Genomic DNA, 26,455 nt, shown 5'->3' on the forward strand with positions numbered 1-26,455 from the left:
GACCGTTGCTATCGCCTCGTCTCGTACCGGGCCAGCGCCACACCGCCCGGGAACGTCCGCGTCTCCACCAGGTTCAGGTTCACCCAGCTGTCGAGTGCGCTGAAGAGCGGCTTGCCGCCGCCCAGCAGCACCGGGTGGGTCACAACCTCGAATTCGTCGACCAACCCGGCCCGCATCACCGCGCCAGCGAGCGTCACGCCACCAACCCTCATCGGCCCGCCGTCCTCGGCCTTGAGCCGGGTGATCTCGGCGACCGCGTCGCCGGTGACCAGCCGGGTGTTCCAGTCGACCTTGTCGATCGTCGAGGAGAACACCACCTTCGGCGTGTCCCGCCAGTTCCGCGCGAACTCGACCTGCGCCGGGGTGGCACCCGGCTGCTGGTCGCCGGTCGGCCAGTAGGAACTCATCATCTCCCACAGCTTGCGCCCGTACAGGAACAGCGCGATCGCCCGTTCGCGGTCGAGCCACCACTGGAACAGCTCGTCGGTCGGCCCGCTCCAACTGATGTCGTCGCCCGGCGCGGCGACGTAACCGTCCAGTGTCGCGTTCATGCCGAAGATCAGTTTCCGCATCGTGTCAGCCTCTCGTCAGTCGATCTCACCCGTACCGACGAGCGCGACGCGGAAACCTCATCGGTGCGTCGCACTGGCGAGCGGCGCACCCGTGGCCCGCTCTGCCGGACGGCCACCCGACCGGGGCGGTGGGCGGCCGGGTCAGGGCGTGGCCACGGCCGCGCGCGAGCGGTCCGCGGCGATGCGGATCGCCAGCGCGGCCAGGGCCGTGCCGGTCACCCAGCGCTGCACCCGTAGCCACACCGGCCGGCGGGCGAAGAACCCCGCGAGGGCGCCGGCGCTGAGCACGATCAGCGCGTTCACGCTCAACGCCACGGCGATCTGGGTCAGACCGAGCAGCAGGCTCTGCGTGGCGAGGTGCCCCCGGGCCGGGTCGATGAACTGGGGCAGCAGCGACACGTACAGGATGGCGATCTTCGGGTTGAGCAGGTTGGTGACCAGGCCCATGGTGAACAGCCGCCGGGGCGGGTCCGGTGGCAGCGGTGCGGGGGCGAACGGTGAACCGCCGCCCGGACGCAGCGTCCGCCAGGCCAGCCAGAGCAGGTAGCCGGCGCCGGCGAGCTTCACCACCGCGTACAGCGTCGGCACCAGGACGAAGACGGTGGCCAGTCCGGCGACCGCCGCCGCCAGGTAGACGCCGAATCCGGCGGCCACCCCGAGCAGCGAGACCAGCCCGGCCCTGCGGCCCTGCGCCACCGAGCGGGACACCAGGTAGACCATGTTCGGGCCGGGGGTGAGCACCAGCCCCAACGCCACCAGCGCGATACCCAGCAGTGCGCCCGCACCGACCACGACGATTCCCCCGTTCGGTAGACCCCCACACTGACCGTAATCGGGACGAACATCCCGGCCCAGAGCCACCTGGCGAGCCGTGGCCTGCGATCCGGGGTGATCCACTCGCGCCTGCCGGCGCCCCGCGGCCACGGCGGGAATGCCCACCGTCACGGGCGCGCTGATCAGTGGCACACGCGTGCCGCCAACCGGAAGCGGCGCGTTACGGTGGCCAGGGGAGGTGCCGCAGGGTGACCGAGGCGTGGGAAGCGTCAGTCGAGGCGAAGATCCAGGATGCCATTCAGCGCGGCGAGTTCGACGACCTGCCCGGCACGGGCAAGCCGATCCCCGGTCGGGGGGCGCCGTACGACGAGGCCTGGTGGATCAAGAGCTTCCTGGAGCGCGAGGCACTCCCCAGTGACCTGCTGCTGCCCACGTCGCTGCAACTGCGCCGCCGTATCGAGCAGGTCCCCAACGAGGTCCGTGACCTGCCCACCGAGCAGTCCGTCCGGGACTTCGTCGGGCAGCTGAACGTGCAGATCGTGGCGTGGCTGCGCTTCCCCGACGACGGGCCCCGGATCGCGGTGCGCCCGGTCAACACCGAGGACGTCATCCGCCGTTGGCGCGCCGAACGGGCCCGCCCCGAGGTCACCGTCACCGTCACCGAAGCGGTGACCGCCGTGAGACCGTGGCGCCGGGGCTGGTGGCAGCGGTGGCGCCGCCGTCGGGGCTGACCCCACGGCCACGGACACGGCAGAATGTGCCGATGCTCATCGGATCATCACCGGCACCCGGCCCACCCTCGACACCGGATGTCACCCTGCGTCAGTGGTGCGCCGACGACCTCGATGACCTGGTGGACGCGTACCGGGACCCGGTCCTGCGGCACTGGACCAGTCATCCGGTGACCAACGCCGCCGAGGCCCGGCGGTGGCTCAAGGGCACCCAGCGGGACCGGGCCGACGGCCGCCGGTACACCTTCGCCGTCGTCGAAGAGCAGGCCGACGGCGCGCGGCTGGTCGGCAACGTGGTGCTCAAGGGGGTCACCCCGCAGCGCCCGGCGCCGGAGGTGGGCTACTGGACGGCGTCGTGGGCACGCGGTCGTGGGGTCGCGCCCCGCGCGGTGACCGCGCTGAGCCGCTGGGCGTTCGACCGGTTCCCCGAGGTGACGCGTCTCGACCTGCTGCACCAGGTGGACAACGTGGCGTCCTGCCGGGTGGCGCAGAAGTGCGGCTTCGTGTTCCAGGAGGTGCTGCCGGCCCGGCCGCCCTTCCCGCTCGACGGTCACCGGCACGCCCTGCACGCCTAGCCGTCAGTCCACCCTGGCCCGCCAGACCCAGGAGGTGCGCCGGGTCCGGCCGGGCAACTCACCCCGGCCGGTCATCCACAGCAGCACCTCGGGTGCCGCACCGGCCGGGGCGTCCGGGAAGAGTCGCCGCAGCACCAGCGCGCTCAGTCGCTGCGGTGGCTGCCACGGCACACCGAGGCCGAGGGTGATGTCGTGGGTGTGCAGCACGGTCTCGGCCACGCCCATGGCGGCGAAACCGGCCGGGTCGCACGGGCCCCAATGCCAGGCCCGCGTGTCCCGGCCCGCGGCGTCGACGGCGGTGGCGAGCAGACCGGCGCAGGCTCGCACCACGGTGAGCACCTGCGTCGGGCTCGCGTCGGGGGAGACCCGCAGGTCGTACGGCAGATAGCCGTCATCCGGGCGGCCGGCGACCTGGCCCGCGTACCCGATGAGGTCGTGCGCGACGTGCGCCGCGGTGGTCCAGCAGCTCCAGCTCAGCGAGCCGGCCGGCACCGACCAGTCGCGTTCGCGGTGTGGCTCCAGCACCCGGGTCATCTCCTCGGCCGCCTCGTGCAGGTCGGCACCGGTCACCACTGACACTCAGCAACCCCCTGGGACGCACCGCGTGTGGGAATCCCGTCATGGGCACCACGGATCGAAGCATGCAAGAATCCATCCTCGCATGCGGGGGAGGCGAGCAGAGTGTTGCCCAACCTGGTGGTGGACACGACGGTGTTACCGCCGGCGGACCGGTTCGAGTTCTGGTACGCACTGATCGCTCAGGAGATGGCGCCTGCGCATATCAGCAGCGGTCACCTGGACAACTTCGTTGCCTACGCCCAGGCCATCGATCTGGGCCGCGTTCGGATGGCCTCGCTGCGGTACCCGTCGCTGGACTCGGTCCGGCCCGCGAAACTGGTCCGCAGAACCGAGGGGGACGTGTACCAGCTCGCGCTCCCACTCACCGGCCGCAGCACGCTGATCCAGGACCGCACCGAGTCCCCATTGGAAGCCGGAAACCACTTCACGCTCCTGGACACCGCGCGGCCGCACGTCGCCCGGCACAGCGCTGACGGCTCCGGCCTCGCCCACACGATCACCGTGCAGATACCGCACCCGTCACTACCAGTGGCGCCGGACCGGCTCCGCCGGCTGCTGGCCACGCCGCTGCCGTCGCACGTCGGCGTCGGCGGGCTGTTGGTCCAGCACCTGCGCAGCATCGCCGCACACCCGGAGCAGTACCAGCCGGCCCAGGCCGAGGTGCTGGGCAGCGTGGCGCTGGACCTGCTCGCCGCCGCGTTCGCCCAGTACCTCGACATCGAGGACACCCTGTCGCCGGAGGCCCGGCAAACCACGTTGCGGGCCCGCGTCGTCGATTTCATCGACCGCCACCTGGACAACGACGAGCTCAGCCCCCGCAGCGTCGCCGCCGTCCACCACATCTCGCTGCGATCGCTGCACCGCCTGTTCGAAGGTGACTCGACGACAGTCGCCGAACTCATCCGCGCCAAACGCCTGGAGCAGTGCCGGCGTGACCTCGCCAACCCGCTGGTGCGGCAACCGATCCACGCCATCGCCGCCCGTTGGGGTTTCCGGGACAAGGCCCACTTCAGTCGCCTCTTCCTGGCCCGCTACGGACGTTCACCGCAGGCCTACCGGACGACCGTCGCGCACCAGGGTCGGTGACCGGTCACCGTCGCCGGTGGTCGGTCGGATCGTCCTCGACGAAGTCACGGACGGCGACGCGGATGCTCTCGCCGTACGGGTCGTCCGGTAGGAGTCTCAGGTTTTCCCGGGCTCGGGCGAGGTGCTCCCGAGCCGCAGCGACGTTACCCAGCCGCCGGTGACAGTCGGCCAGGTTGAGGTGCAGCGACGGCAGGAACGCCTGAACCTGCAGTGCGGACAGGTATCGCTGGGCGCGTTCGTCGGTCAGCTCGGACACCGCGGCCAGGGCACGTTCGTCCCAGCTCAGCTCCGCCTCGGTGCTGTCCTGCAGGTCGGCGAGGTGATGCGCCAGGGTGCAGCGGTGCAGGGCGTCCCCGGTCGGGCCGATGTCGTCCCACAGCGCCGTGAGCAGCGCACGGGCCTCGGCGGGCGCGCCACCATGGCCGAGGTGCACGGCCTCGATGATGCGGGTCATGGTCGGATCGGCGGTCGGTTGCTCGGTCATGTCGCCGATGGTCGAGCCTCAACCACGTCGAGGGTCAACCTCCGCCGACCCGGCCCGTCAACGCTGGGCGACGATGGCCTCCAGTGCTGCGCGAGCGGATGTCGGACGGCGACCGATGAGGGTCTCCAGCGTCGGATCGGTGACGGCGAACTCGCCGCGACGCGCCGCGCGGTACATGCCGAGGGTGAAGTCGGCGGCCGCCGGGGGCATGCCACCTGCGATGGCGGCCGAGCGCCACTGGTCGTCGGTGACGACCACCCGGGTGACGGTGCGGCCTGTGATGTCGCTCAGGATAGCGGCCACCGCCTCGAGGTCGAGCGCCTGCGCAGCGGTCAGCGCCGGCGTGATGCCGTCGAGCAGGCCCTCCTCGGCCAGGGCGATGGCCGCGGCTTCGGCCAGGTCGGCGTGCGCGGTCCAGGACACCGGGCCGTCCGCCGGCGCCACGAGTTGACCGGTCTCCAACGCCGCCCCGATGCAGAGGCTGAGCGTGCTCGCGTAGAACCCGTTGCGCAGGGCGGTGAAGGGAACCCCCAGCCCGGCCAGGTGCTCCTCGGTCGCGGCGTGGGTGGGCTGGGGGGCGAACAGCGAGACCCGGGAGGCGGCCTGGTGGCTGGTGTAGAGGATTCGTTTGGCTCCCGCGGCGTGGGCGGCGTCGATGGCGGCGCGGTTCGCGGCGACCGCGGCGGCCCCACGGATGGCGGCGGAAACGACGAGCACCTTGTCGGCGCCCTCGAAGGCGTGCTCCAGCGTGGCCGGGTCGGTGAAGTCGCCGGCGCGCACCCGCACGCCCCGCTCGGCGAGGCCCACGGCCCGGTCGACGTCGCGCACGCTCACGCCCACCGCCTCGGCTGGTAACCGGTCGAGCAGCCGGTCGACGATCTGGGACCCGAGCTGACCAGTGGCACCGGTGACGACGAACATGTTGCACACTCCCTTGATATCGGCGTTACGACCGATACGTTAGCAGCGATAATCCGTGGTTAACAAGTCGCTGTTAGCATTGATTCATGGTGACGACGCAGGACATGGCATCCCGCGACGACGTCCGCGCGGGCATCGTCGCGGCAGCAACCGAACTGCTGCGCGAGAAGGGCGCTAACGCGGTGACGACGCGCGCCGTCGCCCAGGCCGCAGGTGTGCAGGCGCCGACCATCTACCGCCTGTTCGGTGACAAGGACGGCCTCATCGACGCCGTCGCCGAGCACGTCATGGCCAGCTACGTCAGCGGCAAATCGGTCGCCACGCACGCCGCGACGGGTGACCCGGTCGCGGAGCTGCGCACCGGGTGGCGCACGCACGTGGAGTTCGGCCTGACAAACCCCGAGCTGTACGCCCTGATGGCCGCCCGGGGGAGCGGCGCACCCTCACCGGCGACCGTCGCGGGCCTCGACGTGCTCCGTCGTCGCGTCCGGCGACTCGCCGCAGCCGGTCTGCTGCGGGTCGACGAACAACGCGCACTCATGATGATCCACTCAGCGGGCCACGGAACCATCCTCGCGCTACTCGGAACGCCCCCCGAGCAGCGCGACCCCGGCCTGAGCGAGGCCATGCTCGACGCCGTGCTCACCAGCATCCTGTCGACAACCCCGGCGACACCCGACACGACCACGAACACGGTCGCGGTGACCTTCGCGACGGTGCTGCCCCACCTGCCGGGGCTCACCGACGCCGAACGCGCACTGATGGCCGAGTGGCTCCACCGATCGCTGACCCACCCGACGTCGTGATCACCCCCGGCGGCGGAAAAGAGCTCGACGCGACCTGGCCGGGGGAGATAGCGTGCCGCTGACCGCGACATCACCCGAGGAGGTGAGACCCATGAACGTTCAAGCGATGTGGGTGCTCCCCCTTGCCGTCACGGTCGGGCGACTGACATAGGTGTCGCCGGGAGCGCCCCGCCAACACGGCACTCCCGAGAGGCGACACCTGTGCACCCTGCGCATTTCACCGCCGAAAACCCGTCGACCGCCCCCGTCGAGCCCGACTCCGTCGTCGGCGGCCGCCCGTCATCTCCGACCCGCAGCACCGACAACGCCCCCCGCACGTACGACGTGATCATCGCAGGGTGCGGACCGACAGGTGCGATGCTCGCCGCCGAGCTGCGGCTGCACGACGTCCGGGTACTCGTGGTGGAGAAGGAGACCGAGCCGCCATCGGCCGTCCGCATCGTCGGCCTGCACATCCGCAGCCTGGAGCTGATGGCGATGCGCGGGCTGCTGGAACGCATCCTCCCGCACGGGCGGCGGCGTCCGGCCAGCGCCTACTTCGCCGCCATCCCCAAGCCCGCGCCCACGGGCCTGGATCCCCGGTACGCCTACCTGCTGGGCATTCCGCAGCCGGTCATCGAACGTCTGCTCGAAGTGCACGCCGTCGAACTGGGCGCGCAGGTCCGGCGCGGTCGGGCGGTCGCCGCTGTCGAGCAGGACGGCGACTGGGTGACAGTTGAGCTGGCCGACGGGGAACGGCTGCGCTCGCGATTCCTCGTCGGCTGCGACGGCGGGCGCAGCACAGTTCGCAAACTGCTCGGCGTCGGCTTTCCCGGCGAGCCGGCACGGACCGAGAGCCTGATGGGCGAGATGGCAGTAGGGGTCCCGCCGGAGGAGATCGCCGTCAGGGTGGCCGAGATCCGCGAGACCCATCAACGGTTCTGGCTCCGGCCAGCAGGCGTCGGCGTCTACAGCGTCCTGGTCCCCGCCGCCGGCGTCAGTGACCGCGCCGAACCGCCCACCCTCGACGATTTCAAGCGCCAGTTGCGCGCCGTAGCCGGGACCGACTTCGGCGTTCACTCCCCGCGCTGGCTGTCCCGCTTCGGCGACGCCATGCGGTTGGCCGACAGTTATCGGGTCGGACGGGTGCTGCTGGCCGGCGACGCGGCGCACATCCATCCCCCCATCGGCGGGCAGGGCCTCAACCTCGGCGTTCAGGACGCCGTCAACCTCGGCTGGAAATTGGCCGCACAGGTCCGCGGCTGGGCGCCGGAGGCCCTGCTCGACACCTACCAGGCCGAACGGCGTCCGGTCGCCGAGGACGTGCTGGACAACACCCGGGCCCAAGCGCAGTTGCTGTCCACCGAACCGGGCGCACAGGCTGTGCGCCGGCTGCTCATCGAGCTGATGGACTTCGACGAGGTGAACCTGCACCTGCTCCAAAAGATCACCGCCATCGGCATCCGCTACGACTTCGGCGACGGCCCCGACCTGCTCGGTCGCCGGCTGCCCGACATCGACGTGAAGCACGGGCACCTCTACGGCCTGCTGCACCGCGGCCGTGGCCTGCTGCTGGACCGCACCGAACGCCTGACCGTCGGCGGCTGGTCCGACCGGGTCGACCACCTCGCGGATTCCACCGCGGCACTGGACGCTCCCGGCGTCCTGCTCCGCCCCGACGGCCACGTCGCCTGGATCGGCGACGACCAGCGGGATCTGGACCACCACCTCACCCGCTGGTTCGGCCGGCCCGTCCACTGATCCCGCCGCACCAACAGGTGCCGAGCCGTGGCGACGTCCCGGTCTGCCAGGACGTCGCCACGACACCCACCGGAATCGGCGTCACACCGACCGGTGGTTCAGCCGGATTCCTGGCACAGCTCATCGGCGTGCCTCGTGATCCACGCCGCGTCGCGGCGGTAGAGCTCGACGTGACTGCGAACCGTCTCCTGACCCTGGTCGGCGCGGGCCTCGGTGAAGGCGGCGAGATCGTGCAGTCGTGCAACGGCGACGGAGAGGACGTCCGCGGGCGCCAGCTGCGAGCCGTAGGCGGCGGCGAGCAGCCGCAGGCGTCGGGCCCGCTCGCCCAGGGCACTGTCAATGGCGTCGCCGTTGCTCGGGTCCGCCAACGGCACCAGCCGGTAGGCGAGGTACGCCACGTCCCACAACCGGGGGCCTGGCGAGGCCGTGTCCCAGTCGATGACACCGCTCAGTCGGCCATCGGCGAAGACCATGTTGTACGGCGCGAAGTCGTTGTGACAGATGACCTCGGCCGGCTGCCGTACCGCGGACTGCCAGACGGCACCGGAGACATCGAAGCCCAGACTGGCCTGGTGAAGGTGGGCGAGGTGGGCGCCGGCGTCGATGAGGACCTCCCGACTCCAGACCCAGGCCGGCAGCGGGTACTGAGGCACGACACCCGGCAGGTACGAGACGGTGTCTCGCCCGTACTCGTCGGTGCCCAACGGGTGCGGCACCCAGGTGAGGCCGCGGTCACGAAGGTGCCCCAGCAGGCGCTGCACGGTCGGGTTCCATTCGGCGGCAGCACGCCGAACGGTGTCGCCGACGCGTATCGCGCCGCCCATGTTGCCGCCGGGCATCATCTCCTCCACGAGACGATGCTCCTGCTACGCCCCGATCACCGCAATCGCGTTGATCGTCATGAGCTGGCGGCGAGTTCGACGAGAATCGGGCGCAGTCGGTCGGCCAGGGCCGCGTCCGTGCGAGTGAGTTCTGTGCTCAGGACGGCTACGGCGGCCGACAGCGCGCGACGTAACTCGGCCTCGTCCAGGGAACGGACCAGGGTCGTTTCGAGAGGTCCGGTGATGGTGGTGGGCAGGAGGTGGGCGCCCTTGGCGTAGCTGGTGGCATGACCCAGGCGCTGGCAGGCAAGTGACATCGTCTGGGTGCGCATCGCGCTGATCCAATGCTCCGCCTGCCAGTATCTGCCTCGCTCGATGCTGATCCGCGCGTGCAGGGCGTGGTGCCACGCCAGGCCGGCGATCGTGTCGTAGCCGCTCGCCATGACCGCCTGGGACGGTGTGGCTTGCCCGAAGATGAGACGCCAACCCGGGCCGCGCGGCCCGAAGTCGGCTTCCGGGCCGAAGGCGAGGTCGACCTCCAGGCAGTGGGGAAGCAGGAACACCCGGTAGAGCATCGACCCGGAAGGGAGGTCCCAGTGATGGACAGCGGCGAAGTCCCGGTACATGAGTTGCGTCCACCGACGCATGACGGCGTCGAGCGGGTCGCTGACCGCGAAGGCCAGGTCGACATCCGACCAGCGATCCTCATCGCCGCTGGCATGCGAGCCGGTGATAGCCGCGGCGACCACGGCGGGATCTTGCGCGGCGAGGCGCAACAACCGCTCCCGGATCAGGTCGCGTTCCTCCACGGAGAACACGTGATCACGCTGCTCCACCATCGAGGTGGCCCGGCGGCCGGAGATGAGCTGACGGCCCGACGCTGTATCGGCACCAAGCCACCGGCTTCCTCCTCGCACCCGTCACCAGCGGGACGTGAGAATGCTATCCCGGTGCCTCGACGTCGCCGTGGAAGAGTCCGGCGCGGACGTGTCAGCGGCGCACCGGTTCGTGGTGCCACGCCGGTGCTGGCAGACTGATCGAATGACAGGGCTGACCGCCGACCTCGTCGTCGATGGTCGTGAGCCGCAGACCCCGGCACTCGCCCCGAACGGGCGACTGCTCGGCTACGTTCTCGCTCCCATCAGCCGGGCCGGTGACCACCTCGACACCGAGCTCTGGCTCGTCGACACCGATGGTGTCGCGTCGCGCCGGGCGACCGCCGACACCGCAACCGAGTCCCGGCCACGCTGGTCGGCGGACTCCCAGACGCTGTTCTTCCTGTCCGACCGCACCGAGCGTGGGACCCCGCAACTGCACCGCCTCACCCTCGCCGACGGCACGGTGACCACGTGCACCAGCTGGAGCGGCGGCGTCATCGACCACCTGCCGCTCAGCGATCCCGACCTGGTCGCGCTGCTCGCCGAGGACGAACCCACCGAGCGGGACGCGCGCCGGGCCCGGGACCGCGACGACGCCATCGTGGTCGGCGAGCGCGAGCCGCGTACCCGGTTGCGCCTGCTCGACCTGCGTACCGGCCAGGTGGTCAGCCCGCAGGTGTTCGCTGACCGGCACGTCGTGGAGGTGCGGCAACGTCCCGACGGCGGCCCACTCGCCGTGCTGACCTGGGCCAGCGCCGACAACGACCACGGGCCACGCACCAACCAGCTGCACCTGTTCGACCCCACCAGCGAAACGGCGGAGAACCTCGGACCGGTCGCGGTCGACGCACGGTCGCTGGCATGGTGGCCGGGTGATGACGGTTGGCACCTCGGTTACGTCGCGCTCACCCCACCGCTTCTGCAAGCCGGCACCGCCGTGTTCGACCTGGCAGTGGAGAGCCGCGTCCTCCGCAACCGCACCGCTGGCCTCTCGATGTGCCCCACCGAACTCTGCCAGACCGACACCGCCCCGCTGGCGGTGTTCGCCGACGGCCTGAACACCACAGTGGCCAGGCTCGATCACACCGACCTCACCACCCTGTCGCATCACCCCGGACGTCTCGACAACCTCACCGCCACCCCCACCGGCGACACGATCGCGGTACGCACCGGCGCCCGCTACGAACCGCCGAACGTGCACATCGGAGCGCCAACGGGGCCGCTGCGACGCATCACCCACACCCGTCCGGAACTCGACGGCATCACCTTCGGCACCCAACAGCCGCTGGCCTACCGCGCCGTCGACGGCCTCGACCTGGACGGCCTGCTCGTCCTCCCGGTCGGAAGAAACGCGTCCGAAGGCCCGTTCCCGCTGGTCACGATCGTGCACGGCGGCCCGTACGATCGCTACGCCGATCGTTGCCAGCTGTTCTGGTTCCCCAGCGCGCAGTGGCTGGCAGCCGCCGGCTACGCGGTGTTCCTGCCCAACCCGCGCGGCGGCCAGGGCCATGGTCACGAGTTCGCCGCCAGCGTCGCCGGCCGGGTCGGTCAGCAGGAGTGGACCGACATCCTGACCGGCATCGACCTACTGATCGCCGAGGGCGTCGCCGACCCCGACCGGCTGGGCATCGCCGGCTGGAGCCACGGCGGCTTCATGTCCGCCTGGGCCATCGGCCAGACCGACCGTTTCCGCGCCGCGCTCGTCGGCGCCGGCATCGTCGACTGGGGCATGCTCGCCGCGACCGGCGACAACGGCCAGTTCGAGGCGGCGCTGGGTGGCAGCACCGGCTGGTCCGGCATCGGACCACACCCGCACGACGCGGTCAGCCCGATCTCCTTCGCCAGTCAGATCCGCACTCCGGTGCTCATCGTGCACGGCGCCGAGGACACCAACGTCCCCCTCGGGCAGGCCGTGTATCTGCACCGGGCGTTGCGCCACTTCGATGTCGAGCACGAGTTCGTGACGTACCCGAGAGAGGGCCACGCGATCCGGGAACGCCACCACCAACTCGACCTCCTGCGCCGCACGCGCGCCTGGTTTGATCGCTGGCTCCAGCCGCCGGCCGTGCGCGCCCCCGTCGACAGGCTGCCTTCGTGACCCCGGGTTGCTCCGGACAGGGCTCCCGGACGAACCCCTTACGGAACAGCACGCAGGTCCACCGCCGTGTCGAGTAGCGGCTGAAGAGCGTCCAGGAGCGGACCGGGGTGAACTGGGAGGCCATCGGCGTCTTCCCCGGCCTCGAACTCGCCGATCTCCAAGCCGACGAGGTCGGATTCGCCGATGGCGAGCGCGGCGGATCTGAGTTCGCTGAGTGTGAGGCCGCCGGGAACGAGGTAGTCGGTGGGCACGATGCCGGGTTCGAGGACGTCGCAGTCGAGGTGCACATAGACCGGACGGCCGGCGATCGCGGCCCGCAGCCTCTTCGCCAGGTCCGGTCCTGGCCCGACCAGCGTGATCACGCCATCATCGATCAGGGGCTGCTCGCCCGGGTCGATGTCACGTGCCCCGCAAAGGATCGCGTTCTCTGGCTTCAGCCCCTGTCCCAGGCCGGAGTCCCACATACCGAGCGGGCCGCTGAAGGCGAGGCCGCCGAGGTAGCCGGTCGTGCTGCTCTGGGGAGTGTTGAGGTCCGCGTGTGCGTCGAACCAGACGACCACCGCGTCCGGGCGATACCTGGCGACGACGGGAAGCGTCGCCAGAGCGACCGCGCAGCGGCTCAGCGCCGTGACCGGAAAGGCGCCGTCGCGCAACAACGTGTCGAAATGCTCTGCCATGGCGCGCAGTGCCGGCCGAGCCGCGGCCAACTCTTCTTCCCAGTTGGTACACAGCGCGGGTTCGGGTGACCCGATGACAACCGGTGCTGAACCCAGCCGGGCGGCGAGTTCGGCCGCGATCATTCCCGACGCCTGCATGGCCCGGTCGTTGTGGTCGCCGGCGCGGGCCGCGAAATGCGTGATCACCGGCGACGGGGGGTGGGACGCTGACACGGGTTCTCGCTTTCGCAAGAGCTGACAGTGACGACCTGACCGTAAGCGCTGGAGCTTATCCATGGCACGACCACTACGGGCTCAGCGCCGGGTCCGGCGTCACTGGTCCTCGCGGGCCATTGATGAGCCCGATGTTGTTGGCGTCTTCGTCGTTCGCCGAAGGAGATGCCGCGTGGCATTGGCGGTCGCCACCGCTGTCCGGGCCGAGGAGGTCCTCGTACACCCCGACCTTGAACCTGATCAGGTCCAGGCACTCGGCGAGTTTGCCGATCTGGGTGGTGACGTGGGCTTGGTGCTCGCGCATGAGCGTGAGTCGTTCTTCCTCGTTGCCGGCTCCCTGCCGGACGAGGTCGGCGTATCGGCGTAGCGCGGGCAGGGGCATGCCGGAGGCGCGCAAGATGATGCAGACGGTGAGCCAGTCCACGTCATCCTGGCTGTAGACGCGACGCCCGCCAGGTCCACGTTGCACAGGGTTGACGAAGAGGCCCTCGTGCTCGTAAAAGCGCAGCGCGTGGACGCTCAAGCCGGTGCGTTCGGCGACCTGCCCGATGCTCAGATTTGTGGTGACCTCAGCCATGCCGTTCAGGCTAGCGGCTTGACCTAGAGTCAACTCTAGATCCTAGGGTTCCCGTGCGGTCGACACTTCTGTCGCTCCGCGATCACGGCTGAATCAAGGGAGCATCACCATGCGCTATCGCACCCTCGGTGGAACTGGCATTCACGTCAGTGCCTACTGCCTCGGGACCATGATGTTCCAGGATGGCTGCAACTCCGACCATGACGATTGCGTTCGTATGATCCATGCCGCAGTGGATCAGGGGATCAACTTTGTCGATACCGCTGACATGTACGGGCAGGGAGAGTCCGAGGAGATCGTCGGCAAGGCGCTGCGGGGGCGCCGTGATGACGTTGTCCTGGCCACCAAGGTGCACTTCCAGATGGGCGAGGGCCGCAATCGCAGTGGCAACTCGCGGCGTTGGATCCTCAGGGCGGTTGAGGACAGCCTCAGGCGCCTGAACACCGACTGGATCGACCTCTACCAGGTCCACCGCCCCGACGACTCGACCGACGTCGAGGAGACGCTCTCGGTGCTCAGCGACCTCGTGCGCCAGGGGAAGATCCGTGCTTTCGGCTGCTCGACGTTCCCATCCGAGGAGATCGTCGAGGCGCATCACGTCTCCGAGCGTCGTGGCCTCGGACGCTTCCGCACCGAGCAGCCGCCGTACTCGATCCTGGCCCGTGGGATCGAGGCCTCGGTCCTACCCGTCTGCCGGCGCTACGGAATGGGCGTGCTTGTCTGGAGCCCGCTGGCCTTCGGGTTCCTCACCGGCAAGTACCGCAAGAACCAGCCCATCGACCTGTCCACCGGGCGTCCCACAATCCGGCCGGAACGATTCGATCCCACGCTCGCGGAAAACGCCGCCAAGCTCGACGTCGTCGAGCAGCTCGTCGACCTCGCGGAGAACATCGGCTGCACCCTCCCGCAGCTCGCCATTGCGTTCACAGTGGCCCACCCGGCCGTCACCTCGGCGATCATCGGACCGCGGACCATGCCGCAGCTGGAGGATCTCCTCAAGGGCGCCGCGCTGACCCTGGACGACGCGGCCCTCGACCGAATCGACGAGATCGTGCCGCCCGGGACCAACCTGTACAACCCGAACGCTCCCATGCCCCCGCGTTCGCTGACCGACACCGCGCTGCGTCGCCGCCCACTCGCCGACCGCGCCGCAGCCTGATCGAGCAGATAGGGCTGGGCCAGGACTTCGAACCGAGGGAGACGGGAAGGTGCCCGTCTCCCTCGCGCCTTCGGGGCCCCTCCACACGCGACGTCGTCCACCCCGTTACGGCAATTAACGGCTTACCGGTAACAGTAATCCAATAAATCACCGCCACAAAGCGGGCATACCGTACGTGCATCATAATGACAGTTCTTGTGCGTAATGCATCAGGATGGTGTCGTTGGGGCAGCGCCTGGCCCGCGAACTGCGAGATCCTGTCACTGTGATCGCACAACGGCTCAGGGTCGCCGCGTACGCGGTGTGTTTGCGAGACGATCGTCTGCTGCTCGCCCGCTGGGTCTCACCAGACCGGGCGCGGCGGCACTGGACGCTACCTGGTGGAGGGGTCGAGCACGCCGAGGATCCGTTCGACGCCGTCGTGCGGGAGGTGGCCGAGGAGACGGGGTACGAGGCGCAGGTCGAACTGCTGCTCGGTGTGAACTCGCGGACCCGGACCGTCGAGAGCTACGACGGCGGGATTGTCGACCTGCACACGCTGGCTGTCTTCTACCGGGCTCGGATCGCGGGCGGTGAGCTGCGATCCGAGACGGGCGGCACGACCGACCTGGCGCAATGGGTGCCGCTGGAACAGGTCGCCACCCTGGAGCGTTCCGTGGTCGTCGACATCGGGCTTGACCTGCATCGCCACACACCGCCAACGGGGCACGGGGAGCCCATTGGCAGAACGGGGCTGATGCGGCACTGATCAGCTGCCGAAGCCGGCAATGGTGTACGCGGCGAAGCCGAGCACCGCGAGTGCCGTTGCCGCGGCGAGCGCCTGCAGACGTACCCGGTTGGTCCGAGCGACCACCAGGATCAGTGCGGCGCCGAGCACCACTTCGATCACCGCGGTCTGCAGGCTGTCGGTGCGGTAGTGCGAGTCGTGGCCGGGTTGCGCGCTGCGGTGGAACAACATGGCCGCCTCGGCGAGCAGGACCGCACCGGGCATGGCCACGGCGATCGCTCGAACCCACGGTTGCCCGTAGCGGCTCAGCCGACCCGCCACCCCGAAGAGTGCGCCGGCGAGGACTCCGAAGAACAGCCACATCAACGTCGTCGGCGACCACAGGTTCTGCGCGCTGTCGTGCAACAGGACGACCGCCGCGACGTAGTACGCCTCCACGGCGATGACCAGCAGCACGATCCCGGCGAACGCGGACCGCCGCCAGTCGGCGCGGAGCCACCATCCGATGGCGAACGCGCCGACCGCCCAGACGGCGCTGGAATTGGCCAGGTTCGCCCAGGGGTACGGCAGACTGAGCTGTAGCAACAGGTCCACCACGCCGAGAAGAACCCCACCGGCCACCACCGTCAGGACCCGGTGGCGGCGCTGTACTTCACGATCAACTGTCGTCACGGGGCAAAACTGTCACACCGAGCCGCTCGGGACATCTGCCTAAGGATGGGTTTGCGGCCGGGTCGCATCCGCCGTACGGCCGGCTTCGTTCAGCTCTGTGCGTCGGGCGCGCTACGTGCGGCCGTACGAGGCGCGCGCCTGCGCCACCTCGGCGGCCTCGCGTTCACGCCACCGACGCTGCGCCTCCCGGTTGCAGGCCCGACAGACCCGCCGGTAGCGACCCGTCGCGTCATCGAGCTCACGGTCGTGGCCGTTGCGGCACTGCGCTGACTGTGACCGGGTTCGGCAGGTTTCCGAGCGGCTGACCTGACGTAGGTGGGTTGGTTCGATGCAGTCGGCGGCCCCACAGGCCTGGTCGACGTCGAGGGCGGGGTCGTAGTCACCGACGAGCACCGCGTACGCGGCGATGTGCGCCCACGCGCGGCCGGCGACCTTCTGGTGCACCCCGCGTCGCGGCCCGTAGCCGTGGACGATGAGGCAGCCGCTCTCGGTGCGGTGCGAGCGCTGGAGCAGGTACGCGCGCAGCGACTCCTCGGTGTGGTAGCGGGACAAACCCTTCACGGCCGAGAGCACGGGGCCACCGTACCCAGTTGTCCCGGCGTCGTCTCAACCCCAGGGAGGTAGCCAGACCTCGGCGTCGGGGGCCGGGACCCGGCGGGAGTCGAGGTGCTCACGCAGTGCGCGCAGCGCGGGGTGCGGGTTGTCGTCGCGCCAGATGAGTGACATGGGGTAGACCGGCGCCGGGTCGCGTACCGGTATCCGGCGCAGGTCGTAGCTGTCCGGCCACAGGTACCGGGTGCGTTCGCCGGCGAGCGTCGCCAGTTGCGCGGAGTCGGCGATCTCGGCCAGCAGCGCCTCGTTGCCGAAGACCGGCCCGACCAGGTCGATGGTGAGGCCGAACGCGGCGGCGAGCTCGTCGTAGTAGGCGGACCATTCGGTGCCGGGGGCCATGCCGGGCATCCAGATGCGGTGCTCGGCGAGTTGCACGGGCGTGACGGTACGGGCGTTGGCGAGCGCGTGGCGTGGCCCCACGAGCAGGTCGTGGTGCTCGTCGATCACGCGGGTGGCACTGATCGCTGCGGGCAGGTGGCGCGCGGCGACGGTGACGGCGTGGAAGGTGGCGTCGACAGTCCCCGCCTCGACGGCGGCCATCGCGGCGTGCACGTCGGCGTCGAGGGTGACCACGTCCAGCTCGATGCGCGGATGCGCGCGGTGGAAATCCTGAAGCAGCACCGCCGGTGCGGTCCGCCGGCTGTGCACGTCGACGCGCAGTGCCCGCCGGCCGGGGCGTACGGAGGCGTCGGCGCGTGCCTCGGCCCGCAGCAGTTCACGGGCGTGCGGCAGGAAGGTCTGACCGTCGACGGTGAGGGCGATGCCGCGAGGCGTGCGGGTGAACAGCCGTACGCCGAGGTCCTTCTCCAGTGCGGCGACGCGCTTGGAGACGGCCTGCTGGGTGATCGACAGCGCGGCGGCGGCGTCCTGGAACTGGCCGGTGTCCACGGCGGCGACGAAGGTGCGGACGGCGTCGAGGTTCACCCGACGAACCCTACTGACACAACCTCTGGTTGTGCCGCGCCGCTCGTCCGGTTGTTTGATCCACGGTCAGTGGCCTTGCTTTGATCGCGGCGGTCAACGACGAGTTGTCGGGAGCGGGAGGTGCGGGCTTGTCCGCGAGGCGATCCCTGGGTCGGCGGTTCGGGTGGTTGTGGGCGTCGTACGCGGTCAGCGCCTACGGGTCGGGGCTGGGGTTCGGGGCGTTGCCGTTGATCGCCGTGCTCGTGTTGCAGGCCAGCCCGGCTCAGGTGTCGGTGTTGGCCGCGCTGGGGCCGGCGGTGGGCGCGCTGATCGCGTTGCCGCTGGGGCCGTGGGTGGAGTTCCACCGCAAGCGGCCGGTGATGATCGCCATGGACCTGGCCCGGTTCGCGGTGCTGCTGACCATCCCCGTCGCGTACGCGTTGGGCCGGCTCAGCTTCGGGCAGTTGCTGGTCGTCTCGGCCGTGGTCGCCACCGCCAAGATCGCCTTCAACGCGGCCAGCGGCGCGTTCCTCAAGGCCCTGGTGCGGCCGGACGACCTGCTGGTGGCGAACGCGCGGTTCGAGTCGACGACGTGGAGCGCGATCGCGCTCGGACCACCGCTGGGCGGCGCGGCGGTCGGCCTGTTCGGGCCGGTGGTCACCATCGTGGCCGACGCGCTCAGCTACCTGCTCTCGGCGCTGGGCATCACCGCCATTCGCGGCCACGAGGATCACCCTCGGCGCACCGGAGCGGCCCGGGTCCGGGCCGGCGAGCTGCTCGACGGCTGGCGGCATCTGCTCACCCACAGCGGCCTGCGGGCGCTCTACCTCAACCAGTTGCTCGTCAGTGGACTGATCATGGCCACGGAGCCGTTGCTGGCCGTGCTGCTGCTCGGCGAGTTGGGCTTTCCGCCCTGGCAGTACGGTCTCGCGTTCGCCGTGCCCTGTGTGGGCGGACTCATCGGGTCACGCCTGGCCCGTCGGGTGGTGGCGCGCTACGGCCAACACCGGATCATCCGCACCGTGGGAGCGCTGCGCGCGATCTGGCTGATCGGCCTCGCCGTCGTGCAGCCGGGCGTGGCCGGTCTCGCCACGGTGATCGCCGTCGAGTTCGCGATCATCATCTGCATGAGTCTGTACAACCCGGTGCTCGCCACCTACCGCCTTCAACAGACTCCGAAGGAGCGCGTTGTCCGCACCCTCTCTGCCTGGTCGATCGGCAGCAGTGCGGCCATCGCCACCCTCAGCGCGCTCGGTGGGCTACTCGCCGAGGCCACCAGCGCGCGCACGGCGATCACGGTCGCCGGGCTGGTGATCCTCGCGAGCCCGCTGCTGCTGCCCCGACGCCCGGACACCGATCGACCGGCACCCGAGCACGCCGAGCGGATCTCTACGATCGCGTGATGTTCCAGCCGACGTACCCGATCCGCACCACCCGCCTCACGCTGCGCCCGGTCACGATCGACGACCTCGACGACGTGTACGCGTATCAGCGCCGGCCCGACGTGGTGCGGTGGATGCTCGGGGCGGAGCCGCGTACCCGTGAAGAGTCCCGGGCGTCGGTGTTGGCCATGGCGGGTGAGGACGCCTGGCGCGCGGAGGGTGACTGCCTGACGGTGGCCGCGGTCACCGACGCCGGGGTGATCGGGATCGTGGAGTTGGTGTGGCGCAGCCAGGTGGACCGTACCGCCGAGATCGGGTTCGTCTTTCACCCCGATCACGGCGGTCGCGGGTTGGCGACGGAGGCCGCCGCCGCGGTGCTGGCCTGGGGGTTCGACGAGTTCGGGCTGCACCGGGTCTACGGCAGGTGCCACGGCCGCAACGCCGCGTCGGCCCGGATGATGACGCGACTCGGCATGCGCCAGGAGGCCCGCCACGTCGAGAGTTACCTGTTCAAGGGGGAGTGGGCCGACCAGCTCGTCTTCGCGATCCTGGCGCACGAGTGGCGCGCCGGGACCCGCACGTCGCCGTCGTGACCGGCTGCCACGGCGACGTGCGGATCGGGCTGACAACCTCAGGCCCGGCGCGCGAGCCACTCCCGGTAGGCGGTGGGCGCGATGACGGCGTCGCCCTTGGCGATCAGGACGTCGCCGGGCGCGGCGGCGAACATGCCGGCGCTGTCGTCGGTGGTCACGGTGCGCTGGTCGTCGCGGGCGGCGAGGGTGATCCGCCCCAGCTCGTCGAGGGCGAAGACGTCGGGCCCGGCGACGTTGCGGATGCCCTGCAACGGCGCGCCCATGCTGACCTCGGCGACGGCCTGGGCCACGTCGGCGGCGGCCATCGGCTGCACCGGGGTGCTGGGTAGGCGGACGGTGGTGTCGTCGGCCGTCCAGGACAGGATCGCGTCGACGAACTCGAAGAACTGCGTGGCGCGGACGATGGAGTACGGAATCGGACCGGCCGTGAGGATGTCCTCCTGGAGGGTCTTGGCGCGGTAGTAGTCCAGGTCGGGCACCTGGTCGACGCCGACGATGGAGAGGATCACCGCGTGCCCCACGCCCGCGCGGGCGGCGGCGGCCAGCAGGTTGTCCATGGTCGTGCGGAAGAAGGCGGGTGAGGCCTCGTCGAAGGTCGGTGAGTTCGTCAGGTTGACGACGACCTCGGCGCCGGCGAGCCCGTCGGACAGGCCCTGCCCGGTGAGCAGGTCCACCCCGGTGGACGGCGACAGCGGCACCGCCTCGTGCCCTGCGGCCTGCAGAATCTTGACGACCTGGGACCCGATGAGACCGGTCCCGCCCAGTACGGCGATCTTCATGCCCATGCACCTTCCAGTGACGTGTGTGGTCCGGTGTCCGGCTGCGGAAAACCTCGCCGATACTCGGACTTCTTCTGTCCGGGAACTATACTCGGACACAGTAGGTCCGAGTAACGGGGTGGCTAGGGTGAGGTCATGAAGATGTCCGGCGGGGTCGAGTGGGCGCTGCACTGCTGCGTGGTGCTCACCGCCAGCCACACGCCCGTTCCGGCGGCCAAGCTGGCGGAACTGCACGACGTCTCCAGCAGCTACCTCGCCAAGCAGCTCCAGGCGCTGGCCCGCGCCGGCCTGATCCACTCCGTGCAGGGCAAGTCGGGTGGCTACGTGCTGACCCGCGCACCGGAGAGCGTCACAGTGCTCGACGTGGTCCGGGCCGTCGACGGTCCCGGCCCGAGCTTCGTCTGCACCGAGATCCGCCAGCGCGGCCCCTTCGCGACCCCCGCCGACGCCTGCACCACGCCGTGCCCCGTCGCCCGGGCGATGTGGGCGGCCGAGGACGCGTGGCGGCAGGCGCTCGCCGCGGTCACCATCGCCGACCTCGCCCGCGACGTCGACGCCACCTCCGGCCCGGAGGCCCTGGTCGGCATCCAGGCCTGGCTGACCAGCGGCACCGGCTGAACCCTGCTGACCAGCGGCTCCGGCCGACCCGGGCCGACCGCGCTCAGCCGGTGTGGCGTACCTCGGTGTCCCAGATCTGCGCCCACGGACGCCGCAGCCCCCGGCACACGTGGATCGGGCCGCCGTTCTCGTCGTTGTCCACCTCGACCCGCTGATCCACCCGCCCGGCGAGGATGCACTGCTCGAACCAGGTGCTCAGCTGGTCGGGGCGCTCCCAGCCGACGGCGATGACCACGTCCGCGTCGGCGGGCGGCCGCCCGAAGTCGACCATGCTGTTGTGCCCGGAGTACGCGCGGGGGAGGGCCCGGTCCGGACCGTACCGGGCCACCGCACCGGCCTCCCCGTAGTTGGCGGTGAGGATGACCGCCCGCGAACGCTCCTCGGGCGGCAGTCCGTTGTGGACGGCGGCCAGGGAGTCGGCGAACGCGGGCCAGCCGATCGTCTCACCGGCGTCGTAGTTGACGTCGACCACGAAACCGGGCAACCGGTCGGCCGGCAGCACCGGCAGCAGCAGCACGACGTTGGGCAGCAGGAACGGCACCACACCCAGCGCGAGGAGCCCTCGACGCCACCAGAGCGACCCGCGCGACGCCCAGGCGACCGTGACCACCGCACCGGCGGCGGTCAGAACCAGCAACAGCGGCGCGTCGTAGTAGCCCTTGCCGCCGGCGACCAGCACGATGCCCACCACCACCAACCACGCCCAGCCCACCGCCCGGTAGGCCCGCCACGCCGGCCGGCGCAGCAGCGCGACCAGGCCGGCGATCCAGATCGGTACGGCGTACGGGCTGATGATGACGAACTGGAGGGTGAACGCGTCGAGCCGACCACTGTAGGAGCTGTCACCGCCGGAGATGGACGCTGCCACGCCGAGCTGCGGAAAGCCGTGCGACGCCTGCCAGATCAGGTTCGGCGCGGCCAACAGCACGGTGACCCCGGCGGCGGCGAGCACCCACCTGTCGCGCAGCAGCCGACGCGGCCCGGCGATGAGCACCCCGACGATCAGGCCCACCGCCAGCAGCGCCGGCAGCAGCTTGCTGAGCATGCCCACACCGAGCGCCAGCCCGATGCCCAGCGCCCAACGGCTGTCACCGGTACGCAGCAACCGCACCGCACACCACGCCGCGAGCAACCAGACCAGCAGGTCGACGGTGGTGGTGCTGAGCAGGTGACCACTGGCGAGCACGATGCCGGACAGCGCGGCGAGCACCGCCGCGACGAGCTGCGCGCCCCGACCGGCGCCCAGCTCCCGGGCGATCGCGGCGACCAGCAGCACCGCACCGCCGGCCAGCAGCGCGGACGGGGTCCGCAGCACCACCAGGTTGCCCGGCGCGATCGTGTCGAGCAGCCGGGCCAGCGCCGGGACCAGCGGACCCTGATCGACGTAGCCCCAGTCGAGGTGTCGACCGGCGAGCAGGAAGTACAGCTCGTCACGGTGATAGCCGTAGCGGCCGGCGAGCAGCAGCAGCGTCGCGCTGGTGGCGGCGGCCACCAGCCACGGGCCGCGGGTGCGCGTGCCGGGCTCCGGCTGACGCCCCGGCGGTGGTGGTGACTGGGCCGACCGGTGAGGCCGGTCGATGTCAGTCGCGGGCTCACTCACCCGCTCATGATGACCGGCGAGGTGCCCGCGTGGGTGCCCGTGCCGGGGCCCGGCGGCCTCCATGTGCAGGTGGCCCAGCCGGGTGCGAAGATCGGCTTTGTCACTCGGACCGAAAGGACGATATGCGCTACCGCACTCTGGGCAGCACCGGCACCGTGGTGTCGACACTGTGCCTGGGCACGATGACCTTCGGCGCGGAGACCGACGAGGCCGGCAGCTTCGCCCAACTGGACCGGTTCGTCGAGGCCGGCGGCACCTTCATCGACACCGCCGACGTCTACTCCACCGGTGTCTCGGAGGACATCATCGGGCGTTGGCTGCGCAGCCGACCCGACGTGCGCGACCGCCTGGTGATCGCCACCAAGGGGCGGTTCCCGATGGGCCCGGGGACGAACGACGCCGGCCTGTCCCGGGTGCACCTCACCCGCGCCCTGGACGCGAGCCTGCGGCGCCTCGGCGTCGACGCCGTCGACCTGTACCAGGCGCACGCCTGGGACCCGCTGACCCCGCTGCCGGAGACGCTGCGGTTCTTCGACGACGCGGTGCGCGCTGGCAAGATCCGCTATGCGGGGGTCAGCAACTTCACCGGCTGGCAGCTGCAGAAGGCCGCCCTGCTCACCCAGCACCTCAACCTCACCCCGATCGTGACCCTGCAACCGCAGTACAACCTGCTGGCCCGGGAGATCGAGTTCGAGTTGGTGCCGGTCTGCGAGAACGAGGGCATCGGCATCCTGCCGTGGTCACCGCTGGGTGGCGGTTGGCTGACCGGCAAGTACCAGCGCGACAACACGCCCACCGGCGCGACGCGGCTCGGCGAGAACCCGCAGCGCGGCGTCGAGGCGTACGCGGGTCGCAACGCCGAGGAGCGCACCTGGCGGGTGCTCGACGCGGTCCGTCAGATCGCCGGGGACCTGGGGGTGTCCATGTCGGCGGTGTCGCTGGCCTGGCTGGCTGCCCGACCGGCGGTCACCTCGGTGATCCTCGGTGCGCGTACCACCGAGCAGCTCGACGACAACCTGACCGCCGCCGACCTGGTCCTCGACGCCGAGCAGATGCGGCTGCTGGACGAGGTGAGCGCCCCACCGGTGGGCGACTACCCGTACGGCGCCGCAGGCGTGCGCCAGCGCGCCCGCGACCTGCCGGCCGGATCGTGACGTCGTTTCCCGAGCCCACCGCCCCGGCCGGCAGCCGCGCCGAGGTCTTCCTGCGCTACCTGGACTACTTCCGCGAGTCCATGGTGGCCAGGGTGTCGGCGCTGGCTGAGCCGGAGCTGCGGCGCAGCCGGCTGCCGTCCGGGTGGACCCCGCTGGAGCTGCTCACCCACCTGCGCCACGTGGAGCGGCGCTGGATCGAGTGGGGCTTCCAGGGTCGGGATGTCGCCGAGCCGTGGGGCGACCGCCGCGACGACCGTTGGTACGTCGCCCCCGACGAGTCCCGCGCGGATCTGGTGGCGGCGCTGCGGGCGCAGGGCGCGCACACCACGGCCGTGGTGACGGCACACGACCTGGCCGAGATCGGTGCGCCGGGCCCGCGGTGGGACGGCGCGGACCCGGCGTCGCTGGAGCGGGTGCTGTTCCACCTGGTGCAGGAGTACGCCCGTCACCTCGGCCACCTCGATGTGGTCGCCGAACTCGCCGGCGGCCCGACCGGAGAGTGATGGGCTGATGCCGCTGTTCGCGGTTTCCCTCGCTCAATTGAGTCGGCGGTGATCCAGTCGAACTGCGCGGTGGGCGGAGGCCGTTGACGTTGGACGGTCGCCGGTGGATGATCCAGCGATGTCGCCCGGGTTGGCGAGCCGGGGCGCTGGCCCTCATGGGCAACATGATCGCGGTCATCCGATGGATTTAGGAGAGCGGATGTGTTGAAGTTCCTTCTCACGTCGGGAGGCATCAGCAACCCGAGCATCTCCGACGCGCTCGTCGACCTGTTGGGCAAGCCGATCGCCGAGTCCACGGCCCTGTTCATTCCCACCGCTGTCTATCCATTCCCCGGCGGGGCTGAGAGGGCGTGGAAGGCGATTCACGGTCGGGCCGACATTCCGCTGTGCCAGCTCGGTTGGAAATCCCTGGGGTTGCTGGAGCTCACCGCGCTGCCGACCATTCGAGAAGAGAACTGGGTCCCGGCGGTCCGGGAGGCCGACGCTCTCCTCGTCTGGGGCGGCGACGTGCTGTACCTGACCTACTGGCTGCGCCAGTCGGGCCTGGCGGACCTGCTGCCGTCGCTGACTGACACGGTCTATGTGGGGGTCAGTGCCGGGAGCATCGCGGTCACCCCGTACAACTGCGACGCCGAGTTCGACCTCGCGTTCGTCCCTGACGGCAGCGACAGGGCGCAGGACGCCGACCGGGCGCTGGGGCTGGTGGACTTCACCCTGTACCCCCACCTCAATCATCCGGAGATGGAGGACACCGAGCTGTCCTCCATCCAGAAGTGGGCGTCCGGAATCCCGGTCCCGACCTACGCCATCGACGACAACACCGCCATCACGGTGGTCGATGGCAATGTCGACGTCATCTCCGAAGGCGACTGGAAACTGATCAACCCCTGACCGGGTTGTCCCTTCAGCCGAGCCGGCCCCTCGACGTGGTCGCCGCGCTCGTCGGTGGCCCGGCCGGGAGCGTGCGGCCGCCGGCTCGATAATGGGCGGATGCCGCTGCTCGTCGTACCCGCGCTGCCCGCCGGCAGCCTCGCCACCCAGGAGCAACCCCACCTTCCGGTACGCCCCGGGGTGGCGTTGCGGCCGTGGCGTGACGACGACGCCCCGGCCGTGCGGGCTGCCTTCGACTGTCCGGTGATCCAGCGATGGCACGTGCGTCGTCTCGACAGCGACGACGAGGCACGGTCGTGGACAGCGCAGTGGGCCGGCCGTTGGCGCGACGAGAGCGCCGCCAGTTGGGCGCTCGTCGACGCCGACGACCAGCCCGTCGGTCAGGTGGGGTTGCGCGACGTGCTGCTGACCGAGGCGTCGGCGCAGGTGTCGTACTGGCTGATGCCCGCCGCGCGCGGTCGAGGGCTCGCCACCGAGGCGCTGCTCGCCATGACCCGATGGGCCTTCACCCGGGGCGGGTTTCACCGGCTCGGGTTGGAGCATTCCACCGCCAACGCGGCGTCGTGCCGGGTAGCCACCCGGGCCGGGTTCACCGTCGAGGGCGTGGCCCGAGGGTCGGTGCGCCACGCCGACGGCTGGCACGACATGCACCTGCACGCACGACTGGCTTAACGGGCCTCGGCCCAGCCGACGAAACGCGGGGTCAGGTCGGGCAGCGCGACGCCCGGGTGGAGCGTGGTCAGATCGGCCGTCGCCTCCTCCTGGACCGTCGTCAGGTACGTCCGCAAACCCGGTCGGTCCTCGCGGTACTCGGCGAGCAGGCCCAGCTTCGCGGCCGAGCACGGCCACAGGATGCCGCAGGTCGGGCAGCGCCACGACGGCCGCGACGGCAGGTGCTTGCGGCGCTGGGGCATCAGACGGCCCGCGCAGCGGTCCGGCGCCGCGCGGGGGTGGGCCGCCGCGCGTCGCCGGGTGTTTGCCGCCGTACGCCCGCGCGCAGCACGAACAGTTCACGCCGGGCCACCGCCTCGCCCTTCGGGTCCAGTTGGTACGCGTCGAGCCAGAGCCAACCGTCGTACGTGTGCCGGTCGGGTATCTCGCGGATGACGCGGACGACGATCGGTTCGCGGAACTGCACGCTCGCGGCGACGGTCAGGAGGACGACGTCCCCGGCTTTGAACTCTTTCCTCTCCGGCACCGGTCTTTCCTCTGCTCGGCGTCTGGGAAGGGGCCGCTTCCGGGAGTGCTCGCCCACCGGAAGCGGCCCCGCTACGAACGCGTCCGCCGGGTTCGGGGTCCTGCCGGTCGCGCCGTCTTCAACGCACTTTGC

General features: G+C 70.5%; 31 protein-coding genes. 15 read left to right on the forward strand and 16 right to left on the reverse strand.

Annotated features, from left to right (window positions below):
- Positions 1-8: 8 nt before the first annotated feature.
- Both IF22_RS0101040 and IF22_RS0101045 read right to left on the reverse strand, forming a co-directional pair.
- The gene (locus tag IF22_RS0101040; protein WP_030327615.1) at positions 9-572 is read right to left on the reverse strand and encodes a dihydrofolate reductase family protein; all 564 of its coding nucleotides are present in this window, start codon (positions 570-572) and stop codon (positions 9-11) included.
- Positions 573-713: 141 nt separating this feature from the next.
- The gene (locus tag IF22_RS0101045) at positions 714-1,364 is read right to left on the reverse strand and encodes a LysE family translocator (RefSeq protein WP_030327617.1); all 651 of its coding nucleotides are present in this window, start codon (positions 1,362-1,364) and stop codon (positions 714-716) included.
- Positions 1,365-1,594: 230 nt separating this feature from the next.
- Here IF22_RS0101045 and IF22_RS0101050 point away from each other — a divergent pair, with 230 nt between their 5' ends.
- Both IF22_RS0101050 and IF22_RS0101055 read left to right on the forward strand, forming a co-directional pair.
- Positions 1,595-2,077 (forward strand): DnaJ family domain-containing protein, encoded by a 483-nt coding sequence (locus IF22_RS0101050; RefSeq protein WP_030327618.1) that lies wholly within the window; start codon positions 1,595-1,597, stop codon positions 2,075-2,077.
- Between the two features lie 32 nt (positions 2,078-2,109).
- The gene (locus IF22_RS0101055; RefSeq protein WP_030327619.1) at positions 2,110-2,652 is read left to right on the forward strand and encodes a GNAT family N-acetyltransferase; all 543 of its coding nucleotides are present in this window, start codon (positions 2,110-2,112) and stop codon (positions 2,650-2,652) included.
- 3 nt (positions 2,653-2,655) lie between these two features.
- Here the strand turns inward: IF22_RS0101055 and IF22_RS0101060 are convergent, their stop codons facing one another.
- On the reverse strand, positions 2,656-3,231 hold the full coding sequence (locus tag IF22_RS0101060) for a maleylpyruvate isomerase N-terminal domain-containing protein (protein WP_030327621.1): 576 nt from the start codon (positions 3,229-3,231) through the stop codon (positions 2,656-2,658).
- Positions 3,232-3,333: 102 nt separating this feature from the next.
- On the opposite strand from IF22_RS0101060, the gene IF22_RS0101065 reads away from it, so the two are divergent.
- On the forward strand, positions 3,334-4,317 hold the full coding sequence (locus tag IF22_RS0101065) for an AraC-like ligand-binding domain-containing protein (RefSeq protein WP_030327622.1): 984 nt from the start codon (positions 3,334-3,336) through the stop codon (positions 4,315-4,317).
- 4 nt (positions 4,318-4,321) lie between these two features.
- Here the strand turns inward: IF22_RS0101065 and IF22_RS0101070 are convergent, their stop codons facing one another.
- Together IF22_RS0101070 and IF22_RS0101075 are read right to left on the reverse strand one after the other, a co-directional pair.
- Positions 4,322-4,801, reverse strand: a complete 480-nt coding sequence (locus IF22_RS0101070; RefSeq protein WP_030327623.1) for a hypothetical protein — start codon at positions 4,799-4,801, stop codon at positions 4,322-4,324.
- Between the two features lie 57 nt (positions 4,802-4,858).
- Positions 4,859-5,722: an NmrA family NAD(P)-binding protein gene (locus IF22_RS0101075; RefSeq protein ID WP_030327624.1), complete on the reverse strand. Its 864-nt coding sequence runs from the start codon at positions 5,720-5,722 to the stop codon at positions 4,859-4,861.
- An 86-nt stretch (positions 5,723-5,808) separates the two neighbouring features.
- Between IF22_RS0101075 and IF22_RS0101080 the strand changes: the two genes are divergently transcribed.
- Together IF22_RS0101080 and IF22_RS0101085 are read left to right on the forward strand one after the other, a co-directional pair.
- Entirely contained in the window at positions 5,809-6,528 is a 720-nt protein-coding gene (locus IF22_RS0101080) for a TetR/AcrR family transcriptional regulator (protein ID WP_030327625.1), read from the forward strand.
- Between the two features lie 357 nt (positions 6,529-6,885).
- On the forward strand, positions 6,886-8,268 hold the full coding sequence (locus IF22_RS0101085) for an FAD-dependent monooxygenase (RefSeq protein WP_209444456.1): 1,383 nt from the start codon (positions 6,886-6,888) through the stop codon (positions 8,266-8,268).
- Positions 8,269-8,366: 98 nt separating this feature from the next.
- Here IF22_RS0101085 and IF22_RS0101090 read toward each other — a convergent pair whose 3' ends face one another.
- Positions 8,367-9,110 carry an aminoglycoside phosphotransferase family protein gene (locus tag IF22_RS0101090; RefSeq protein WP_156057229.1) on the reverse strand — a complete coding sequence of 248 codons (744 nt, stop codon included), beginning with the start codon at positions 9,108-9,110 and terminating at the stop codon, positions 8,367-8,369.
- Between the two features lie 56 nt (positions 9,111-9,166).
- On the reverse strand, positions 9,167-9,907 hold the full coding sequence (locus IF22_RS0101095; protein ID WP_036410549.1) for a nucleotidyltransferase domain-containing protein: 741 nt from the start codon (positions 9,905-9,907) through the stop codon (positions 9,167-9,169).
- A 223-nt stretch (positions 9,908-10,130) separates the two neighbouring features.
- On the opposite strand from IF22_RS0101095, the gene IF22_RS0101100 reads away from it, so the two are divergent.
- Complete coding sequence (locus tag IF22_RS0101100) at positions 10,131-12,065, forward strand: S9 family peptidase (protein WP_051708083.1); 1,935 nt, start codon at positions 10,131-10,133, stop codon at positions 12,063-12,065.
- Positions 12,066-12,103: 38 nt separating this feature from the next.
- Here IF22_RS0101100 and IF22_RS0101105 read toward each other — a convergent pair whose 3' ends face one another.
- The gene (locus IF22_RS0101105) at positions 12,104-12,928 is read right to left on the reverse strand and encodes an arginase family protein (RefSeq protein ID WP_209444450.1); all 825 of its coding nucleotides are present in this window, start codon (positions 12,926-12,928) and stop codon (positions 12,104-12,106) included.
- Between the two features lie 100 nt (positions 12,929-13,028).
- Positions 13,029-13,532: a MerR family transcriptional regulator gene (locus IF22_RS0101110; protein WP_081883637.1), complete on the reverse strand. Its 504-nt coding sequence runs from the start codon at positions 13,530-13,532 to the stop codon at positions 13,029-13,031.
- A 109-nt stretch (positions 13,533-13,641) separates the two neighbouring features.
- Here IF22_RS0101110 and IF22_RS0101115 point away from each other — a divergent pair, with 109 nt between their 5' ends.
- Complete coding sequence (locus IF22_RS0101115; protein ID WP_030327633.1) at positions 13,642-14,691, forward strand: aldo/keto reductase; 1,050 nt, start codon at positions 13,642-13,644, stop codon at positions 14,689-14,691.
- 223 nt (positions 14,692-14,914) lie between these two features.
- Positions 14,915-15,439: an NUDIX domain-containing protein gene (locus IF22_RS0101120; protein ID WP_209444451.1), complete on the forward strand. Its 525-nt coding sequence runs from the start codon at positions 14,915-14,917 to the stop codon at positions 15,437-15,439.
- On the opposite strand, the gene IF22_RS0101125 is transcribed toward IF22_RS0101120, so the two are convergent.
- The 3 genes from IF22_RS0101125 to IF22_RS0101135 form a co-directional block, all read right to left on the reverse strand.
- A complete protein-coding gene (locus IF22_RS0101125; protein WP_156057209.1) occupies positions 15,440-16,090 on the reverse strand; it encodes a DUF6518 family protein in 651 nt (216 codons plus the stop codon).
- A gap of 111 nt (positions 16,091-16,201) precedes the next feature.
- Positions 16,202-16,663, reverse strand: a complete 462-nt coding sequence (locus tag IF22_RS0101130) for a hypothetical protein (RefSeq protein WP_030327636.1) — start codon at positions 16,661-16,663, stop codon at positions 16,202-16,204.
- 33 nt (positions 16,664-16,696) lie between these two features.
- Positions 16,697-17,626 (reverse strand): LysR family transcriptional regulator, encoded by a 930-nt coding sequence (locus IF22_RS0101135; RefSeq protein WP_030327637.1) that lies wholly within the window; start codon positions 17,624-17,626, stop codon positions 16,697-16,699.
- A 128-nt stretch (positions 17,627-17,754) separates the two neighbouring features.
- Between IF22_RS0101135 and IF22_RS0101140 the strand changes: the two genes are divergently transcribed.
- Positions 17,755-19,008, forward strand: a complete 1,254-nt coding sequence (locus IF22_RS0101140; protein ID WP_036410471.1) for an MFS transporter — start codon at positions 17,755-17,757, stop codon at positions 19,006-19,008.
- Complete coding sequence (locus tag IF22_RS0101145; RefSeq protein WP_030327639.1) at positions 19,008-19,580, forward strand: GNAT family N-acetyltransferase; 573 nt, start codon at positions 19,008-19,010, stop codon at positions 19,578-19,580. Before IF22_RS0101140 ends, IF22_RS0101145 begins: the two co-directional genes overlap by 1 nt.
- Before the next feature lie 38 nt (positions 19,581-19,618).
- Here IF22_RS0101145 and IF22_RS0101150 read toward each other — a convergent pair whose 3' ends face one another.
- Positions 19,619-20,359, reverse strand: coding sequence for an SDR family oxidoreductase (locus tag IF22_RS0101150; RefSeq protein ID WP_030327640.1), 741 nt, complete (start codon positions 20,357-20,359; stop codon positions 19,619-19,621).
- Between the two features lie 135 nt (positions 20,360-20,494).
- Here IF22_RS0101150 and IF22_RS0101155 point away from each other — a divergent pair, with 135 nt between their 5' ends.
- Positions 20,495-20,977 carry an RrF2 family transcriptional regulator gene (locus IF22_RS0101155; RefSeq protein WP_030327641.1) on the forward strand — a complete coding sequence of 161 codons (483 nt, stop codon included), beginning with the start codon at positions 20,495-20,497 and terminating at the stop codon, positions 20,975-20,977.
- 43 nt (positions 20,978-21,020) lie between these two features.
- Here IF22_RS0101155 and IF22_RS0101160 read toward each other — a convergent pair whose 3' ends face one another.
- Complete coding sequence (locus tag IF22_RS0101160; protein WP_030327642.1) at positions 21,021-22,577, reverse strand: ArnT family glycosyltransferase; 1,557 nt, start codon at positions 22,575-22,577, stop codon at positions 21,021-21,023.
- Between the two features lie 122 nt (positions 22,578-22,699).
- Between IF22_RS0101160 and IF22_RS0101165 the strand changes: the two genes are divergently transcribed.
- From IF22_RS0101165 to IF22_RS0101180, 4 genes are all read left to right on the forward strand, one after another.
- The gene (locus IF22_RS0101165; protein ID WP_030327643.1) at positions 22,700-23,731 is read left to right on the forward strand and encodes an aldo/keto reductase; all 1,032 of its coding nucleotides are present in this window, start codon (positions 22,700-22,702) and stop codon (positions 23,729-23,731) included.
- Complete coding sequence (locus IF22_RS0101170) at positions 23,728-24,234, forward strand: mycothiol transferase (protein ID WP_030327644.1); 507 nt, start codon at positions 23,728-23,730, stop codon at positions 24,232-24,234. Before IF22_RS0101165 ends, IF22_RS0101170 begins: the two co-directional genes overlap by 4 nt.
- Positions 24,235-24,438: 204 nt before the next feature.
- Positions 24,439-25,125 carry a Type 1 glutamine amidotransferase-like domain-containing protein gene (locus IF22_RS0101175; RefSeq protein ID WP_030327645.1) on the forward strand — a complete coding sequence of 229 codons (687 nt, stop codon included), beginning with the start codon at positions 24,439-24,441 and terminating at the stop codon, positions 25,123-25,125.
- 99 nt (positions 25,126-25,224) lie between these two features.
- On the forward strand, positions 25,225-25,797 hold the full coding sequence (locus IF22_RS0101180; RefSeq protein WP_030327646.1) for a GNAT family N-acetyltransferase: 573 nt from the start codon (positions 25,225-25,227) through the stop codon (positions 25,795-25,797).
- On the opposite strand, the gene IF22_RS0101185 is transcribed toward IF22_RS0101180, so the two are convergent.
- Both IF22_RS0101185 and IF22_RS0101190 read right to left on the reverse strand, forming a co-directional pair.
- Positions 25,794-26,039, reverse strand: a complete 246-nt coding sequence (locus tag IF22_RS0101185) for a hypothetical protein (protein WP_030327647.1) — start codon at positions 26,037-26,039, stop codon at positions 25,794-25,796. The genes IF22_RS0101180 and IF22_RS0101185 overlap by 4 nt on opposite strands.
- On the reverse strand, positions 26,039-26,323 hold the full coding sequence (locus IF22_RS0101190; RefSeq protein WP_030327648.1) for a hypothetical protein: 285 nt from the start codon (positions 26,321-26,323) through the stop codon (positions 26,039-26,041). Before IF22_RS0101190 ends, IF22_RS0101185 begins: the two co-directional genes overlap by 1 nt.
- Positions 26,324-26,455 lie beyond the last annotated feature (132 nt).

Source organism: Micromonospora parva, from assembly GCF_000718515.1.
GTDB lineage: Bacteria > Actinomycetota > Actinomycetes > Mycobacteriales > Micromonosporaceae > Micromonospora > Micromonospora parva.

Excerpts from the sequence above, each read along its gene's own strand:
- IF22_RS0101055 (WP_030327619.1), top strand. The coding sequence starts at position 2,110 with ATGCTCATCGGATCATCACCGGCACCCGGCCCACCCTCGACACCGGAT.
- IF22_RS0101100 (WP_051708083.1), top strand. The coding sequence starts at position 10,131 with ATGACAGGGCTGACCGCCGACCTCGTCGTCGATGGTCGTGAGCCGCAG.
- IF22_RS0101080 (WP_030327625.1), top strand. The coding sequence starts at position 5,809 with ATGGTGACGACGCAGGACATGGCATCCCGCGACGACGTCCGCGCGGGC.
- IF22_RS0101085 (WP_209444456.1), top strand. The coding sequence starts at position 6,886 with ATGCTCGCCGCCGAGCTGCGGCTGCACGACGTCCGGGTACTCGTGGTG.
- IF22_RS0101115 (WP_030327633.1), top strand. The coding sequence starts at position 13,642 with ATGCGCTATCGCACCCTCGGTGGAACTGGCATTCACGTCAGTGCCTAC.
- IF22_RS0101165 (WP_030327643.1), top strand. The coding sequence starts at position 22,700 with ATGCGCTACCGCACTCTGGGCAGCACCGGCACCGTGGTGTCGACACTG.
- IF22_RS0101180 (WP_030327646.1), top strand. The coding sequence starts at position 25,225 with ATGCCGCTGCTCGTCGTACCCGCGCTGCCCGCCGGCAGCCTCGCCACC.
- IF22_RS0101150 (WP_030327640.1), bottom strand. The coding sequence starts at position 20,359 with ATGAAGATCGCCGTACTGGGCGGGACCGGTCTCATCGGGTCCCAGGTC.
- IF22_RS0101075 (WP_030327624.1), bottom strand. The coding sequence starts at position 5,722 with ATGTTCGTCGTCACCGGTGCCACTGGTCAGCTCGGGTCCCAGATCGTC.
- IF22_RS0101110 (WP_081883637.1), bottom strand. The coding sequence starts at position 13,532 with ATGGCTGAGGTCACCACAAATCTGAGCATCGGGCAGGTCGCCGAACGC.
- IF22_RS0101040 (WP_030327615.1), bottom strand. The coding sequence starts at position 572 with ATGCGGAAACTGATCTTCGGCATGAACGCGACACTGGACGGTTACGTC.
- IF22_RS0101070 (WP_030327623.1), bottom strand. The coding sequence starts at position 4,801 with ATGACCGAGCAACCGACCGCCGATCCGACCATGACCCGCATCATCGAG.
- IF22_RS0101090 (WP_156057229.1), bottom strand. The coding sequence starts at position 9,110 with ATGATGCCCGGCGGCAACATGGGCGGCGCGATACGCGTCGGCGACACC.
- IF22_RS0101185 (WP_030327647.1), bottom strand. The coding sequence starts at position 26,039 with ATGCCCCAGCGCCGCAAGCACCTGCCGTCGCGGCCGTCGTGGCGCTGC.
- IF22_RS0101145 (WP_030327639.1), top strand. The coding sequence starts at position 19,008 with ATGTTCCAGCCGACGTACCCGATCCGCACCACCCGCCTCACGCTGCGC.
- IF22_RS0101155 (WP_030327641.1), top strand. The coding sequence starts at position 20,495 with ATGAAGATGTCCGGCGGGGTCGAGTGGGCGCTGCACTGCTGCGTGGTG.